The sequence below is a fragment of the Pedococcus sp. P2_A3 genome (genome assembly GCF_056405035.1).
Genome location: NZ_JBFUCW010000011.1, coordinates 101,513 through 117,880, shown reverse-complemented (window position 1 = coordinate 117,880; position 16,368 = coordinate 101,513). Strand labels below are relative to the sequence as shown.

11 protein-coding genes are annotated in these 16,368 nt (G+C 64.0%); 9 read left to right on the top strand and 2 right to left on the bottom strand.

What is annotated here, in order from left to right:
• Window positions 1–53 precede the first annotated feature (53 nt).
• The 4 genes from AC1DX8_RS10905 (at window position 54) to AC1DX8_RS10890 (ending at window position 4,410) form a co-directional block, all read left to right on the top strand.
• On the top strand, window positions 54–503 hold the full coding sequence (locus AC1DX8_RS10905; protein WP_477629948.1) for a CoA transferase: 450 nt from the start codon (window positions 54–56) through the stop codon (window positions 501–503).
• A complete protein-coding gene (locus AC1DX8_RS10900; RefSeq protein WP_477629947.1) occupies window positions 500–1,537 on the top strand; it encodes an enoyl-CoA hydratase/isomerase family protein in 1,038 nt (345 codons plus the stop codon). Before AC1DX8_RS10905 ends, AC1DX8_RS10900 begins: the two co-directional genes overlap by 4 nt.
• A 1,429-nt stretch (window positions 1,538–2,966) precedes the next feature.
• Complete coding sequence (locus tag AC1DX8_RS10895) at window positions 2,967–4,076, top strand: hypothetical protein (RefSeq protein ID WP_477629946.1); 1,110 nt, start codon at window positions 2,967–2,969, stop codon at window positions 4,074–4,076.
• 52 nt (window positions 4,077–4,128) lie between these two features.
• Entirely contained in the window at window positions 4,129–4,410 is a 282-nt protein-coding gene (locus AC1DX8_RS10890; protein ID WP_477629945.1) for a hypothetical protein, read from the top strand.
• A 192-nt stretch (window positions 4,411–4,602) separates the two neighbouring features.
• Here the strand turns inward: AC1DX8_RS10890 and AC1DX8_RS10885 are convergent, their stop codons facing one another.
• A complete protein-coding gene (locus AC1DX8_RS10885; protein ID WP_477629944.1) occupies window positions 4,603–5,118 on the bottom strand; it encodes an HAD domain-containing protein in 516 nt (171 codons plus the stop codon).
• Window positions 5,119–5,440: 322 nt separating this feature from the next.
• Between AC1DX8_RS10885 and AC1DX8_RS10880 the strand changes: the two genes are divergently transcribed.
• Window positions 5,441–5,692 carry a hypothetical protein gene (locus AC1DX8_RS10880; protein WP_477629943.1) on the top strand — a complete coding sequence of 84 codons (252 nt, stop codon included), beginning with the start codon at window positions 5,441–5,443 and terminating at the stop codon, window positions 5,690–5,692.
• A gap of 821 nt (window positions 5,693–6,513) precedes the next feature.
• Here AC1DX8_RS10880 and AC1DX8_RS10875 read toward each other — a convergent pair.
• Window positions 6,514–6,786 carry a hypothetical protein gene (locus AC1DX8_RS10875; protein ID WP_477629942.1) on the bottom strand — a complete coding sequence of 91 codons (273 nt, stop codon included), beginning with the start codon at window positions 6,784–6,786 and terminating at the stop codon, window positions 6,514–6,516.
• A 412-nt stretch (window positions 6,787–7,198) separates the two neighbouring features.
• Here AC1DX8_RS10875 and AC1DX8_RS10870 point away from each other — a divergent pair, with 412 nt between their 5' ends.
• From AC1DX8_RS10870 to AC1DX8_RS10855, 4 genes are all read left to right on the top strand, one after another.
• On the top strand, window positions 7,199–7,768 hold the full coding sequence (locus AC1DX8_RS10870) for a hypothetical protein (RefSeq protein WP_477629941.1): 570 nt from the start codon (window positions 7,199–7,201) through the stop codon (window positions 7,766–7,768).
• A 109-nt stretch (window positions 7,769–7,877) separates the two neighbouring features.
• Complete coding sequence (locus AC1DX8_RS10865) at window positions 7,878–9,185, top strand: hypothetical protein (RefSeq protein ID WP_477629940.1); 1,308 nt, start codon at window positions 7,878–7,880, stop codon at window positions 9,183–9,185.
• A gap of 118 nt (window positions 9,186–9,303) precedes the next feature.
• Window positions 9,304–10,062 (top strand): hypothetical protein, encoded by a 759-nt coding sequence (locus AC1DX8_RS10860; protein WP_477629939.1) that lies wholly within the window; start codon window positions 9,304–9,306, stop codon window positions 10,060–10,062.
• Window positions 10,063–10,894: 832 nt separating this feature from the next.
• The gene (locus AC1DX8_RS10855) at window positions 10,895–14,530 is read left to right on the top strand and encodes a P-loop NTPase fold protein (protein ID WP_477629938.1); all 3,636 of its coding nucleotides are present in this window, start codon (window positions 10,895–10,897) and stop codon (window positions 14,528–14,530) included.
• Window positions 14,531–16,368: the final 1,838 nt, after the last annotated feature.

Sequence of the window (16,368 nt, the reverse complement as noted above, 5' to 3'; positions counted from 1 at the left end):
GAGGACGTGACCGTCATCGAGCCCGGCAGAGCGCTCAGGGGACACCCCCGCGGATGATGCCAGGCGTCCTCACCCCCCGGGTGATCAAGCGAGAACTCGCGGGCGTTGTGCCGCGGGCGTGGTTTTCCCGGGTCGGAGCAGAAGGCGCGGAGAACTCGGCGTTCTCCCATATCTGTTCTCGCGACAGGGAGTCCGTTAGCGCGGACGTAAAGGCGGGAGGGGGCAGGGCCTTCGTCACCTATTTGGGCCGTTCAGCCGACGTGCTCGTCGAAAACCGCCGTACGGCCGGCGTGTACGTCCTCGAATTGTCGAACGAGCAACTGCCCCATGCGCAGTCCATGCCGATTGGTGCTGTCCATCGCGGCATTCGCCGACGACGGGCCTCAAGACCCTCGCCGAACTGGCCGGGCAGTGCCGCACGATCCCGACACTTGCGCCCTGATCAACACCAGAGTCGGGCGATCTCCCGACTCAGGCTCGCTCGCGGTAGGACATTGATATGAGTCTGCAAAGGACGAAGGGAACCGAGTCGCTCGTCGCGGTGGAACGCCGCGGATCCGCCGGGGTTCTAACCCTCAACCGGCCCAGGGTGCTCAACGCGCTCAACCATGTCATGGTCCTCGACCTCACCCAGGCACTGAACCGCTGGGCAGAAGACGACGCTGTAGCCACTGTCGTCATCCGAGGCGCCGGCGACCGAGGGCTATGTGCTGGCGGCGACATCATTGCGGTCCGGCGCGACGCCCTCACCGCAGGCGGCACAGCCTCGGAGAAGTTCTTGCGCGACGAGTACGCGCTCAATGCACTTATAGGGGACTACCCCAAGCCCTACGTGGCACTCATGGACGGTTTCGTCCTCGGGGGGGGAGTTGGGCTCTCGGCGCACGGCTCGCATCGCGTCGTCACTGAACGCACCAAGATCGGGATGCCCGAAACCAAGATCGGATTCATTCCCGACGTCGGCGCGACCTGGCTCCTTTCACGCGCGCCGCGGCAGCTCGGCACATTTCTCGCCTTGACGGGCGCGCACGTAGATGGAGCAGATGCTATTGCTGCTGGGCTAGCTGATTACTACGTCCCATCTCACGCCCTTCCCCGCCTCACCCATCTGCTGACCGAGCGTCCCGTGGCGGATGCCATAGCCGAGGTCGCCCTCACGCCCCCAACCTCCCGGCTGGCATCGTGGTCGTGGATCGCGGAAGCGTTCAGCGCCGCCAACGTGACCGACATCGTCGAAGCCCTTCGCGAGCGACCGGAGCCCGAAGCGCGCAGGACGGCCGAAGACATGCTCCGTCGGTCTCCCACCGCCCTGGTCCTCACGATGCGTGCCCTCAGAGCAGCCCGCGAGATGACCCGCCTCGAGGAAGCACTTGCCCAGGAGTTTCGTATCGGACGCCTCCTCCTCCGAGGACATGACTTCGCAGAAGGCATTCGAGCTCAGGTCATCGACAAGGACCACAGTCCCCGTTGGCAACCAAAGACTCTCAACGATGTCGACCTCAAATGGGTGGACGCCGTCTTCGAAGACACAACATAGGGCCGGGGCCCCCCGAAGTATCTGCGACCGTCAGCAGGAGCTCCACCCAGGCTCCGGTCGGTGAGCTGGACGGAGATCTAACTGATGGTTGCGGCGACTCTCGGCACATTCGGTCCCGATTGCTCTCAGTCCGCGCTAGCGAGACTCCTCCGGGCAGACATGCCGTAGCTCACGCTCAGTATTTCGAACTGGTTCGGACCAGGGACCACATCTCGACGTGTGTGGCGCCCGGGGTCGACAAGAGCATGCGCATCGTCCCCTAGGCGTCTTGAGCAGCATCGAGCTGACGTTCAGCCTTCGGACTAGAGGGATGGCCGCCCGGACGGAATCCGTCCACGCGCCGGGCCGTCTACCTAGGCGGTCAGCGTTGTCGGTGCTAGTCCCTAACGTCGAGCACACGGTCACGACATGGAGGGTGCGCAGTGGACGAAGCCCGCTCCGAGTTGGCACGCCGACGTTGGCTGGTGTGCGGCGGCGGGCGCTGCGCGAGCAGCCCTCACCCTCCGCCGACCGTCGTCCTCTGGGATCTCGACAACGTGGACCCCGGCATCGCAGGCCTTCGTGAAACCGCCGCAGCCCTCACGGCGCTTGCCGGCGCTGACGCTTACCAACTCGCATCCGGGCGGCCGTCCGTGCTCCGGCAGCGTCAGGGCACGCTGCTCATGGCTGGCTTCGTCCTCCTTCCTGCGCGTGCGCGAAGAGATGCGGCCGACGCGCAACTCCTCAACGCCGCCGGCTGGCTCCGACGGCACGCTGGGATACAAGACTTCGTGGTCGCTAGTGGCGACCACGCTTTCTGGCCACTGGCGCGGAGGGCGAACGTCACGGTCGCTGTGAAGTCTCCCCAGTACGTGAGCCGCACTCTTGCCCGTTACGCAACCGAGGTCGTCACGGTCTAGCGCATCGACCGCAGCGACGAGCACCGTCCTCTACGAAGAGGACGTGCGGCTCTCCGGGCAACGCGCCTCGTCCAAATCCTCCATGATCCGCCATGCCTCATATCGACCAGCAAGGGCGAACGTGAGCCGGATGGGCCCCTGCTCTTCCGCGGAATGCCCGCAGTGCGGGATCGCCGCCTCCAACCACGCCGAGTCCGGGTCGGGCCCAAATGCCAGATCCTCCTCGTCCCACCACCCGGAGGACTCGAACTGCACGTAGTGCTGGCACGCCGGTCCCCACAGAAGAACCAGAACTACTCAGGGTCCGGCAGCGCCTCGAAGTCGGGGCTGATGTCGTGGCAGTTGTCGTGGGCGGTCATGAGGCACTCCTAGAGGCATCGCTGAGTCGACTGGTCCCATGCCCTATCGGCAGGCCGATCCCTGGGCCGCACGCGCCTGTCAGACACGCCCACGTCGCTCGTTCCTGACGCATCGGCCGCCTCACAGGGTCCGAGGTACAGGTCGCCCGCGATCGCGCCGATAAGAAGACCATGAACGCTGAAACGAGCACTGATTCGACCCCCCAGTCCCCCACGAAGCCCCTGCCCAACGACAGGTCCCACAGAACCAAGAAGACGACAGACCCCAACCCAACCGTCCGGACCACCACCCTCTCCTCAGAACGCAGAGGCGCACAGACGACCCGCGCACTGCCCGGCTGGGCCATCGACCTCATCACCGACGGTGTCGCCCCCCGCAAACTCTGGCAGTCCGGAAACCCCGCCGTCGTCGGCGCCCTCATCAGCACAGCCATGAGCGCCCAACACCGCAACTGGTCAATCATGGAATGGGAAGCGCTCATCCTCGACCGAAAGCGACTCCTCGGCACCCAACTGCGCAGGAGCTCCGGTGCCCCGGAAACCCGCGCGGGAGTGCGGCAAGCCCTCAACTACGCATGGGACCAAGCCTGGGCCAACCGCACCAGCACACCCCCGTGGGACCGCGACGCCCTCACCGAGGAGGTCGAGCAGCGGTCAGCGCGGGCCCTCGCCGCCGTCGAGGATCACGACAACGGCCTTTCAGGCTCTGATCGCGCCGTCCTGCGCTACGCCGCCGAGCAAATGGTCAGCCGAGGCATGACTAGGGTCACCCTTCCTTGGCGCGAGGTCGAGGCCGCCACAGGGCTTCCGGAGCGCACTACCAAGAACGCCCTGAAGCGACTCATCGATCGCGGTCTTCTTAACCTCGCGGAGCGAGGCGCCCCCAGCGGCCCCCGCTCTAAGCGGCGACGTGCCAACGTCTACGAGGTCGCCCCCAATAAGAGCCGGGGGACCCGGCCTGTGGGACCACCGGTCGCCAAAGTGGGACCCCCTCCGGAAACGCTCAATGGGACCCCCCTGGGCTCCACCCCGTCAGATGCCGTGAGCACCTCGATCTCACCGTCCTTGCCTGCCTCAACGAGCGGAGACCCTGGCCTCCGGATCACCCGCCAGCCAGACGGCCGCATCGTCCTCGAATCCAGCGCAGCCAACGAGAGCGCGCTCATCGCGCTCCTGACGACGTTGGTTTCCAGCGTGGCTGAATCCGTACCCGGCGGCATAGACGCGGTCAACCAAACCCAGACCCCTGCCGATGTGGGGCAAGTGGCAGCAGTCGCCTGACCTGCCCGAGCACGAACCACCCAGTACTTCTCAAGGAGCCAAGGAGCACCCAATGAACGACCAGACCCCAACCTGCCCGTGCGGCTACCCCGACTTCCGCATCGAAGTCGACATCTCAGCACTCATCGCCATCAACCCCGACGACGTGGCCTTAGAAATCGAGGGCTACAGCACCCACGCCCGCGTGGGCGACGTCTACTGCGTCAACTGCGACAGTCGAACGGCGGCACAGCACAGGCCAGACGAGGCGCCGGACGTCAACCATCAAGAAGCGGTCCAACGCGCCATCGACGCCCTAGAGGCCCTCGATGCCACGGTAAATCTGTGTCCGTAGGTGGCTGACGGGGTTGTGCGAAAGCCGGCGCCTCATCGCTCCCGCGTGACCCCCTATCCGCCAACGAAGGAACCATGGCACCAGCAATCAGACAGAGCCCTCGGTGCGGCTCGGGGCCGTGGGGGCTGGGGGCTGTGAGCGCGGCTTGATGCAGGTACTACGCAACTTAGAGTCTTCCCTCACTAGAAAGGGTTACCCGCTGGCCCACTCATCCAGCTGGTCCATGTGCTCGGGGGTTAGTCCGACCTCAGTCCGTGGGGCCAGGAGCAGGGGTCTCACTCCACGGGAGTCGAGGTTGCGTCGTGCTGCAGCGGGTCGATCACCGAGAAGATGGTCGTCGCACCACGCGAGATCGCGCACCTCACGTTGACCATCCAGCCACGCCTCTAGCGCAGCGAGTTTCCACCACTCATCCTCGCCCAGAAACTCGCCGACTGGCCCCGGCACCTCGGCCCAGTACTTGCCAGGAAATGGATGCACACGAGCACGCATTTCTGCGCTCCAGCTCGTCAACCAAACGCACGACACGCCTTCCACCTGGCTCAACGCGTCGAGCCGAGCGCACAGCGTTGGCGAAACCAGCACCGGACCCGAGACATCGCCCGCAACGACCTCGTCCCCCCATGGGCCGTCAGTGCCGCCTATGAGTGAGACGACACCGTCGACATCCAGGAACACCGCACGGGTAGTCACGGGAGTGTTGGTCACCCGTGGAGTCTTGCACTGGGTATCCCCGGTCCTTCCCGACGAGGTGCGCGCCCCGCTGTGCCTTCGTCCCTATAAGGCGGCGGTCGGCAAGGAATGGGGGACGCGTTAGCCGCGCGTCGGTGTTGGACACCGACGCGTTTCGTGTGGCATTGGCGACTTCCGGTGTGAGAACTGTCCCCGCCCCCTTCGGGTGAGCGTGCTCCTCGTCGTCCCTAGGTGCCACGGCAGGACCGCTGAGCCCTTGGAAGCAACGCCGACATCCTGTGAGTAGGCTCCTCGCGTCGCTGTTCCAAGACCCCGGCCCGAATCGCAAGGAGAGCCCTTGAGCGCCAGTCGCAAGCTGTCCGTCGAGCAAGTGCCCGCGCTCGAGGAGGCCATGGGCTTCCTGGAGTACCGCGCCATGAACACCTTGAGGCGCACTGCACAGGACGTTCGGCTCATCCGGGAAGACGATGACTCCGAGGACGGGACGGTGCACGAAGCCTTGGCTGACATTGTCTCCGACGTGCACAGGGTCTATGCGGCACTGGCTGAACTGGGGTTGAGGCCCGCCTACCTCGAATGGGAAGGCTGACCCGGCCCCAGCTCACAACGCTCGCGACCGTGCGTCACTTCAGTAGATTTGCGGCCGACGGTGCAAGTGCATCGACCTCTCCCTCCCGCCCCGGCCATCGCAGTGAACGAGTAGAAGTCAGCTACGGAGTCCGAGGGCCCAAGCGACGAACGACCTGTGCCCGGCCCCGATCGGTGTCCAATCGACGGTGTGCGGTTCCCAGTAGCAGACCTCGCCTGCTGGGGCGTTAAGTCCGCGGCGGTTGACCGCCGAGCGCGCCTACGCGACCTTGAGGAGCGGTGGCAGACCCCCAGCGAGCACATGGGCCTCGTGAACGCCCGGCAGGCCGTTGGCGCCGACGCCATTGATGCGGCCAGCCGTGGTCGACGGGAGCGTCGCGCCACATTCCCCAACCAGGGCACCGAGGGAACGGCCTGTCGAGACCTGGAGGGCCCCGAGAGCAACATCGCGACGCGACAGGTCGCTGGGGGAGGACCAGGACGGGGCTCGGCGCTCCTTCGATCAGGGCCTTGATCTGGGCCAGGCAGGCTCTGACACCGCTCTGAGTACGTCAGCTGAGCTGCGGTCCGTACAGGGCCGTCCTTCCACCGATGGCCGCTCATCCGCATTCGCGGACGGTCGCAACCGGCCGACAGGCGGCGGATAAACGCTCTTCCCTCGGTCAGTGAACCGCTCCGTCGCTGCGCGGTCTATGGAACGACACAGAAGCTGATGCATGTTGGGCTTGGCGTCAGGTCGCGGCTTGCCGGGACCAAGGCTGCGTCGGGTCACCCGCGCACTGACCCCGTCCGGATCCCCAACCGGGCGAGCCTCAGCTCTTGTTACAGCGTCCGTGGTGGGAAATGCATCGCAATCCAAGTTTGGATCGGTGGGTAGTCGGGGTGTCCAGCTGCCCCGTTGAGCTGAACCTTGATCCGTTCAGCCTCAAGTGTGGCCAAACGGGCATCGGCGTACGGGCCGGTCACGGTATATGACTGCGTCATCGGGTCGTACGCGATGACGGAATGCGGCTGTTCAGCTTCCTCGGCGAGGGCGCGCGCGTCGATGTCATCGATTAGCCGTCGGGCGGTGCTAGTGACCCAGTCGTCGGTCATGTCATCACTCTAGGAACCCATGCCCCGGCCGACCACCTTCGCTCTCGGTGGACATGGGCCACCAGTCCGATCGAACATGCCAGCGTCCGGCTCGCGGCGGTATGACGCATCTCGCGCGTTGCGCGTATACAAGGGCATCCCGCAGGTCCGAACGCGCCTGGCCCAGGCGCTGGGTCATCCCTCGCAGACTCGCAACTGCGCTGATGGGAAGGGAGTATGGGTTCCATCGAGGACCCCCGGCTGCGTCTGAGTCATACGCCTGCGCCCTTCCCCCGTTGCCTCAATGAGCCAGCGTAGGGAGAGCGATGTGTTTTCATCGTCACTTGGTGCCGAGATGTGCCAACGAGGCGGCTTGGCGCGTGGCGCGCAAGCCGGATCCGCCGGTGTCAGTACTGACCTCTACCTTTCAGGCATGAACCTCGCTGACGCCTCCCTGACTGTGGGCGCCTCTCTTGTCGTGGCCGTCTTCTCGTCATGGGTTACGGCCCGGGCGACGGCTCGCGAGTCCACCCGCTCGGCGCGGTCGGCCGAGAGCAACAGGCGAATCATCGACCTTGCTGACGATCTGCTGGCCACAAGTCGCGACGTCCGTGACTCGCTCACGGACGATGGCGCTTGCCCCGGGTGCGGTGCCGGTGTGTCACCTGCCCGCCTTGTTGAGCTAGCAGACCGGGCAGACCGCAATGTGGACCTGGCCTTGCTGCACGTCCGCGACAGCGAGTTGCGGCGCCGGTTGCAACGGGTGATCGCGGTTACTAGTGAAGTACGCCGCCATCACCGCGAGCTACCTGAGCCCTGCGGTGACCTACTCAACGCCGCGCATCGCTTGGCAATGGTGTGCGACCAGATGGCTGAGCAGTGTCTGAATGTAGTGCACGACGGTCGTCCGATTGTTTCCCCAAGTTGGCACATGACACCCGGTGAGCGAGTGCTGAACTGGGTGCTCAACTTGGCTGATCGTTCCAAGCGAGCACTGGACTGAAGCTCTGCCGACTGATGACCCTGGTCCGAAGTGCCGGAAGACGCGGCTTCGCGGGCCGGTGCAGACCAACTGGCTCACTTTCTAGGGGCGATTCGGCAAGGTGATGGACATGCTCGACGCAGACCGAACCGTATGGACGTCCATCTGGGAAGGGGCGCGCAATCCCACCTGGGCCGACATGTTCGGCGATGTCGCACAGTGCGGAGCGCTCACCGGCAAAGGAGTGGAGGTTGCCGCCGAGGCAGCCACCTTTATGGAGGACTACTTCACCCCCGGATGGCTTCCTCGTGCCCTGGGCTACGACGGAGGCGGCGAAGCGGGCGCCCCCTCCCTGCGCAAGTTCTGCCCAGTGAACCCGTACTGGCCAGAAGGGGTCGTCAGCGACCTACTCACGTGGGCCACGACGCTTCGCACGGTTGCGGCGTCCGATCCACCTGGCGCGAACCGGATGCGCAAGGACACTCGACGGAACATCAGCGAGAACCGGCTCATGCACACCCTGGGTATGGCACGCGTGGCGGCCATGGGCCTGAGCGCCCGTGTCGAGGTCGAGCTCGAAGTTCAACGGGAGGACACGTTCGCCGACGTGGTCTTGCGGGCGGGCGCTGTCAAGGCAGCGATCGAAATCGTCGCGGTCACCGCTGGCAAGGATTGGACCGACGGCAAGGCTGCCGGGGATGCCGCGTCAGCACGGCTGAATTACCTCAGCCATACACACCGGGTCCACTTCCGCGGAGAGGTTCCACCAGAGGCTGTCGAACCTGAAGACGCCTGGTGGCGCAGCCTCGAACGACTTTCGCGCCGAGTGGCCCGGACGGGACGCCCGCAGACGATGCCCACGGCCCACCCGACCGGCACCGCCCTTCATGTCAGTCCCGGGCTAGCCCGCGTAGGGACCACCCTGATTTTCCCAGCCTTGGAGGTCGACCAGGGCCGCCGCCTTGTGGGGCGCCTGCGCCAGAAGGCTGATCAGACCGCTCGGGGTGGACCCGCTGTGCTGTGGGTTGAAGACCAGGGCCTCTTGGGGCCGCTCACACCGTTCGACTCGCTGCCACTTGCTGCGCAGGTGCGGGAGTTGGCCGACCTGGCGGCAGGCGTCCTCGGCGAGCATAAGCACGTGGCAGCGCTCGTCCTGTCCGCGGGAGGGCGACGAATTCGGCCGCCACGACCCGAGGAGACAGTCGTTCGCCCGCAGGGGCATGGGCTGTTCCGATCTGTCGGGTGGGACCGCCATCGTCGCACTCTCATCGTTCCGGGTCCGGCCGCGAGCGAGCCTGCGATATCGCTGCTGGTCGATCTCGTGGGCAACGAACGGCAGTTGCTCGACGAGTGCCTTCACGCCCAGACCGGCGCCAAAAGCCTTGCCGACCTCTTCATCGATGACCGGACGAATCCTGCCAGGGGATCGACAAGGTAGATCGCGGCGGTAAGACGCGGTCCGCGCCGGTCACGGCGCCTTCGTCTCGAATCCGGAGGTCCGCATGCCGAGGCGAATGTAGTGTGCGGTCACCCGTTGCTGACTCTTGGGGGACGAAATGACACTGAGTGAGATGCCTCCGGCGACAACAGTTGAGGCGACTGAGGCGGCTCAGCGGTTCTTGTTGTCGGCCTTCGACAGCGTCAAGGATGTTCTGCATGCCAGGCAGGTCGTTCGGGACACCCTCCGAGCCGCCAGCGGGAAGAGCGCTGGCGGAGCACCAAGTGGTGCAGAACAGGATCTCTGTCGAGCCGCGATTGTCTTCGCTGCGGCCGGGCTGGACGCGACTCTGAAGCAACTTATTCGTGAAGCCCTACCGCACATTTTGGAAGTCTCTCCGTCAGCTCACGACAATTTCGAAAGGTTCGTGGCTAAGCAACTGTCATCGGGTTCGGACGAGGTTCGACCCGGCGCGCTTGCTCAATTGTTGGTCTCGCCTTCCCCTCGTGACTCGCTTCTGGCCTCCTACCTCTACGACTTGACCGGAAGCAGTCTGCAATCGACTGAAGAGGTGCACCGAACGGCCGCTGCGCTTGGAATTGACAGCAAGGGCCTTACCAGCCAAATCGTCGGTCTCAAGCCGCTTTTCGTTGCAAGGAATGAAATCGCCCACGAACTGGACCTTCTGCACGTGCGTGCGAAAGGAGATCGTCGTCGCCGGGGCCGACCGCTGGCTGCCACGGAATCGCTGTGCCACAGCTCCTTCTTTATCGGCCAAGCCATTCTGAACGCTGTGGCCGTATTGTTGGGAGCCCCTCCGCCACTGACTCCGACGCCTGCGAAGGCGGTCGCGAAGAAGGCGACCAAGAGCGGCTGACCGCCGCGGCCGAGGCTCACACGGCCCGCGCCCGCAGGATCCCAGCTCGACGATGTCGAGCAGCGCGTAGATCCGCAACGACGCGTCTGACAGCCCTCCCTGTCACCCCACCGGAGGTGGATTACCGTCGATTGCGTGCTGGAGGAGCTCGGCGGACTTGTCGCCGTCCAGGATTTCTTGGAGGAGCGCGGCTGACTTGCCGCCCTCGGAGAAGCGAGAACGTTGGCGAGGCGAGCGGTATCGGCAGACGGAGCACCTCGCGACCGCGGTCGACGTCCTATGGCCGTAGACGGGCGCGGTGCAACTAGACATGAGCCAATGCTAGATGGCGCTTCCGACAGTCTGTCGATCTCGGGGTGGGGGGAGGGAACGGGAGGTGGCACAAGCGTTTCGGTCGTTCACTTCTCCGACGCGACAAGAACAGCTCCACCACGCGAGCCGCGGCGACGTGCCGTTGCTGGTAATTGGACAAGGCGGTATGACTCAGCGAGTGAATCGCTGGGGCCACCGGGCGCGATTGGGAGACCTGCTTCCATCACCAGCGCCGGCGCCCCGCAGATCTGGCGGCGCTTGAGTCGTCATCCGACTCCGTCAGCGCGCGCCGGAGCGAGGACACCGTGGCCGTGCAGGCGTTCGAACCCGCGTTCTCTAGCGACCACGGCGAGCCCGAGCTCAGGCTCGGCGGCGGAAGGCATACGGATTTGCTCACGGGTGTCGCTCCTGCTGTCTAGGGTGTCCCGAAGGAAGTTACGCAGCTGAGGGTCTGGTCATCAGGGGGGTCAGTGAGAGTTACCCACGGAGTCGGCGGCGCGCTGTGGCGGATGGCGTTGCTATGAAGGTGCCAGCCAAGAATGCGTCAACCATTTCGGCCGGGGTCGATCTCATCATCGATGCCGCGCTCACGGACTCTGCTCAGGACCGTTTTGAGCACCGAGCAATAGCAAAGGTAGTCGCAGAACTTGCCGTGAACGCGGCGCCCCCCGTGAACGTTGCCCTTTTCGGCCCGTGGGGGTCTGGAAAGTCCAGCTTCTTTGGCCTGCTCACTGAGCGAATGACGGCCTCTGGGGCGCCAGTCAAGATCGCCAGATACGACGCATGGAAGTACGGCGGCCGAGCCCTCAAGAAACACTTTGTGGGGAGCATTGCTGACCAAGTGGGGCTTGGAGGTGAAGACTTCGACGCGAGACTTGCTAGAGATCGTGAAACTTTGCGCCTGGATCTCTGGGCGTGGTTCAAAACCAACTGGCGGTCGCTGTTCGTTGGTCTAGTTCTTGCGATCCTGATAACCGCTCTCTGGTTCGGGATCGTGTGGGCGGCCACATGGTTTGTTAACCGCCACGGTTACCAAAGTGCTGCGCGGGGAGCGATTACCACGATCGGCACCGTTCTGAGCCTAACCTTCGCTGCCCTATTGATAGGACCCAAGATCCTTGAATCGGCAGTTGTTAAGATTAATGATCGTGCACCCGAGACAGATGATGAATTCACCACGTCGTTTCAAAAGCTCGTCCGCCAAGCCATTGATGTTGGCAAGGGCGAGCGCCTCGTCGTCTTCATCGATGAACTCGACAGGTGCAGCCCAGAAGATGTCGTCGCAACACTTATTGATCTTAAGACGTTTCTGGACGTCGATGGGTGCATCTTCATTGTCGCCGCTGACCGTGAGGTACTGGAACGCGCTCTCAAGGCCGTTCCGCAAGCGAACCCTGTGCGAAGTGAGGATCCCTACTACTCGACGGCCGGCGCCTTCCTAGACAAGATCTTTCAGCATCAGATTCCTTTGCCGCCCCTCCGGCCACAGGCACTAACACGATTCGCCCAGGGACTTGTCGATTCTCAGGGCGGTCTGTGGGCGGATCTGCGCGACGCCGAAGAGGACGACCGCTTGTTCCTTCGTGTTGTATATGCGTTAGTGCCCGTGCACGTGCGAAGTCCACGACGTGTGAAGGTGCTCCTAAACAACTACGCGACAAGCGTTCGCATCGCCGAGGCGCGAAACATTGATTGGATTAATAGGGCTTCCGAGATCGCTTGCCTTACCGTACTGGAGACGGAGTTCCCGGTCGTCGCCTCTGATCTGGTTCGCATTCCGCGTCTCTTAGAGTACATCCGGGGGGAGGACTGCTCTTCGGCGTCTAGGCAAATTCAGAAAATGGTCGCCGGATATCGAACAACAGTAGACAGCGATGCGAAAGACGACGTTTCTGCCGAGGACGACGTAGCCGAGCCGTCTGGAGAGCTGCTCGTCGATGGCGCGGACGGACGAGCGCAACGCGATAAGGCGAACCTTGCCTTGAACGCACACCTGCTGACATACCTTCGCAAAGTTGCTGCGCAGGGGATCCCAGACCCCAGGCCGGACCTCTTCTACCTCCAGTCCGCCGGCCACGATGAAGGGCTGACGGACCCTGACCTCGGCTACTACATCGACTTCGCAGCTGAGCTGGCGCCGGCGGATGTCGTCGCAGCGTTCGAGGAGCAGACGTCCTCCACGATGGCCATCGGTGTCCGGCTTTTGGTTCAACAGAGCGAAGCGGAGCGTGGCCCTGGCCGTAGCACCATTATTGAGTCCGCATGCAGACTTGCTGAGCGACTTGACCGCGAAGACTTGGAATCCATCGCTCCGGTGGTTTCCGGGGGTGTCCTAAGTGGACTGGAGCAAGGTGACTGGCGGCGGGAGGCTACGCCAGGAGCATTGTTGCTCGGTGTTGTGGGAACGCGCTCGGACTTGGTCGAGCGACTACTTGAACGACAGTCGGCCGCAGAACTTGCAGCTGACGGAATGTTGTCGCGGGTGACCCCAGTTCTATTGCTTGCGAACGCTGCCCGAGCAGCGATTGTTCACAACCTTCTCTCTTCGGCCTATCTCCGGTACCCCGACCCCCTGCACGACGCGCTTCGAGACCTGCCCATCGAACCCGCCGCCTCGCTTTGGGCCGCTGCTGCGTCGGCTGTTGACGACGCTTTGATCGCTCTTGACCAGCCCCCGGTGCTGCCTCCGACATCGCGAAGCACCGCTCCAGCGCGGGCCACGCGACCAGATGCCCAAACGGCAGCGGCGTCTTCTGATGAAGAGGCGCCAAGTCCGGACTCGGCGGCCGACAGATATGCAGCGTTGCTTACAGCCGTTGAGTCACGCAATTCCGATCCAGAGGTCCTCTCCTCACTCGTTCTCGAGTTCGGGCAACGTTCTACATTGCAGTCCGTACGAGCGATAGTGCGCAAGCGTGAAGACGACATTTTGGAGGTCGTGGCCGACCCGGAGCGGCTGAACCTCCATGCCCTACTCGGTATGACGAATGCCCCGGTAGGCGATTCGGCTTGGTGGGCGGGATTCCTGTCCGACGCCGCGGCAAATCCTGAGATGGTGGCTGGGGCCTTTCAGCGCCTTGTCAAAGAGGCGCCTGCTGCTGACGCTGGCGTTCGCGAGAAGATGACTCAGGCGCTCACCGCGCTAGGCGCACGACTGAGCCCGGGTGCTACGCAGCCGGTGATCGACGCCGTTCAGCAGGTTCTGTCAGAAAGCACGTGGGGTGACAGCGATGGGGCAGACCTGCGCGACCTCTTGTACGAAGCGGTCGAGTCGATCAGGCATGCGACGGACGACGGGGTCGCGGACAGCGTTCTGTTGGAGGATCTTCTCCGTGGTGTAGAGGCTTTAGAAGCAACGCCCCAAGTCACCTCTGAGGTGATTCGTCGAATTCCGTCGCTCAGACCAAATAGTGCTGCGGATATGGAGCAGCGGCTATTGGAGAGATCGGGTCCTGCTTTGCCAGTTCTCCGCGTGCGTTTGGCACTTGCTGCCTCAACTGGAGCGTCAGTAGACGCTGGGGCAGTCCTCGCCGCGACCACCGACGAGACCGACGCCGCCACAGCAGACGCGTGGTTCGCTCTAACGCCAAGTGCCTCCGACGCGCTCCAGGTCGTGGGCGCTAGACCGGTATCTCGCAAGGCGCTCGGAGATTATGCAGCTCAACTCTCTCCCGAGGAGCGCACAACTTTATGGATTCACTGCGAGGGATCCGGGCTCGACATTGCAACACTTCGCGCCGTTGGCGGTGCCGGGATCGGGAGCGCCGCTGTCGACCAGATGGCAGCCAAGGTCTCGTCAGCTACACAGTTAAGTGAACGCGAGAAGCTTGTGAATCGCCTGGTGGCGGCTCGGCTTCAAGAGCAACCTCCTCATCGTTCTGCAACGTCGCTTGCACTGAGCTTGCTTGCCGGTGGAATTATGGGCGACGGCCCGCTCGCGGCGCGAGTTGCTATTGCTAGCGGCGGCGCCGCGCATGGTCGAATGGTGGAACTTCGTTCCGCATTCGACGCTTACGTGGTCCGAAAGAACCAGCGCATAAGCAAGGCCGACAGGGCAAGTCTGATGCAACTGAGGCTTCTCTCCGCTCCACGCAAAACCGGATTTGCGGCTGCGATAGACACCCTCCTCGGCGCCCGCTCTGGCGAGTTCGACTGACGATTGCGACCCCTGTGTCGCGAGTAATCTCGTGCGACCCGCTCGGTCTCTAGAGACGTCCGGATCAGCTTGCAAGCTCGGCGTTCGTACCCCGGGTTGCACCCAACGGGAGCTATGGCGATTGATGGCTTGCGACGCGAGGGGCCGCGACCGCTCGGCGTTGGTGCCACTGGGCTCATGCCTGAGGTATCACTCGGCGAATGCTGCTGAGGCGACAGGACTGAGGCCGCACAGCGGACGAGTGGGGCGCCCTATCTGGGCGGGGTGAGGCGTCCTAGTCGGGGGAGTGAGGCGCCCATAGTGGGCGGTAAGCAGCAGGTGAGTCGCGCCTTTCGAGGCGGAGGGGGCTTTCCGCTGTTGGCAACACCGTCATCGTGGCGACGCGGACGGGAGGAAGTCCCGGCACCGTGACCCTGTCGGTGCTTGGTTCTACCTTCAAGGTAGCCAAGCGGGGGAGGTGCGAGGGCGAGGGCGACTGCGCTTCACATCGACGTGACTGTGGTGCTTGCGGTCAGGACTGGCAGTCATGCGGTGGGGCTGCCGGCGAACTCGTAGAGCGGCCCGCCGCGCCGACCGTCGTTCTCTGCGATCTGGACAACGTCGAGCCGCCACGGCCGGAATGCATCGGGACGGAGCGGCACTCCAAGAGTTGGCGGGGCAGAGTCGTATTTACTGGTGTGAGGTCACACAGCACTAGGGGGTCCCCGGGAACCGATTCTTCTCCAGATGGGTTGTGTGGTGTGCCCGCCCGCGCACGTCGAAACGCAGTCGATGCGCAGCTCTTCGCGCAGGAGGTTGGCTTCCCCGCCACGCGGAGGGTCGACATCTTTATGCGCGCCAGTGGGATCAGGGGCTCTGGCCGCTGGCCAGAGGGGCGGACGGCACCGGCGCCTCACGGTCGCCAGCACTAGTGAGTCGCGCCTGGCACGACACCCCAGGCCATTGTGGAGACACAGAGACTCGAGCCCGGCATGTTCTGCATGCCGACGTGGACTGCGCACACCGGGGGGAGAAGAGGCCCGCTCGTCCGGGGGCCGGCAGGCTTGCGGCGTCTGTACCCGACATGAGGTCCGTTTGCCTCCATCTCCGGCGTGGTGCAGTTGGGCAGGGAGAGAAACGGCAGCGGGCTTGGCAATCCTCTGCGCGTTCAATCGCTTCCTGGGCCGACAGCCACGTGAAGGCCCAGACGATCGCTGCACCCCTCGCCGCGTCGTACATCTGGCACGCGTGGGCGGCCTGCTCCGGGACCCTCTCCCGTCCGGTCCGGGTCCCGGGGTCAAGAGGTGCCGCTACCGCTTTCGGGGCTCGTCGCCCCTGTGAGCCACGCCACACCCCCGGCATTCAAGGGTAGTACGGCAGCAGCCGACAAGATGCTCATGACTCGAACCTACAGCCCTATCAAGCCACCCGCACCGTCATCACTCAGAGCATGCAACGAAACTTCGCTATCGTTGGTACGTCATCGAGCCAACGTTCAAGAGTTGGCTCACCGTACGCCTCTGACCTGCGGAAATGTCTCCCGACGACGATCTCCCAGCCGGTGCCGCACCGACCAATCCGTGGCTAGTGCGGGCATGGCGCACGCTTTTGGACTGGTCGGAGGCGAGTTCTGATGGCGTCCGTTCAGTTTGCCTCGACGAACCTAACGGGGACGACGATCGTGGCGAGTGACCGACCCGCGTCCGTGGCCTTCGGTGCCTTCGGGCGACTTCGTTACGACGATGACCAGCGAGTCCTGTTCGTGCTTCGCGAGAGCTCGACAGGAGCCGTTCACGAACTTGCCAGCCTGGCGTCCATGGTTCTTGGTCGGCACGATTATCGCTCAGGTGTGGGCGCGC

Coding starts and splice junctions, on each gene's coding strand:
- AC1DX8_RS10895 (WP_477629946.1), top strand. CDS start 2,967: ATGAACGCTGAAACGAGCACTGATTCGACCCCCCAGTCCCCCACGAAG.
- AC1DX8_RS10905 (WP_477629948.1), top strand. CDS start 54: ATGATGCCAGGCGTCCTCACCCCCCGGGTGATCAAGCGAGAACTCGCG.
- AC1DX8_RS10860 (WP_477629939.1), top strand. CDS start 9,304: ATGACACTGAGTGAGATGCCTCCGGCGACAACAGTTGAGGCGACTGAG.
- AC1DX8_RS10900 (WP_477629947.1), top strand. CDS start 500: ATGAGTCTGCAAAGGACGAAGGGAACCGAGTCGCTCGTCGCGGTGGAA.
- AC1DX8_RS10865 (WP_477629940.1), top strand. CDS start 7,878: ATGCTCGACGCAGACCGAACCGTATGGACGTCCATCTGGGAAGGGGCG.
- AC1DX8_RS10875 (WP_477629942.1), bottom strand. CDS start 6,786: ATGACCGACGACTGGGTCACTAGCACCGCCCGACGGCTAATCGATGAC.
- AC1DX8_RS10870 (WP_477629941.1), top strand. CDS start 7,199: ATGAACCTCGCTGACGCCTCCCTGACTGTGGGCGCCTCTCTTGTCGTG.
- AC1DX8_RS10855 (WP_477629938.1), top strand. CDS start 10,895: ATGAAGGTGCCAGCCAAGAATGCGTCAACCATTTCGGCCGGGGTCGAT.
- AC1DX8_RS10890 (WP_477629945.1), top strand. CDS start 4,129: ATGAACGACCAGACCCCAACCTGCCCGTGCGGCTACCCCGACTTCCGC.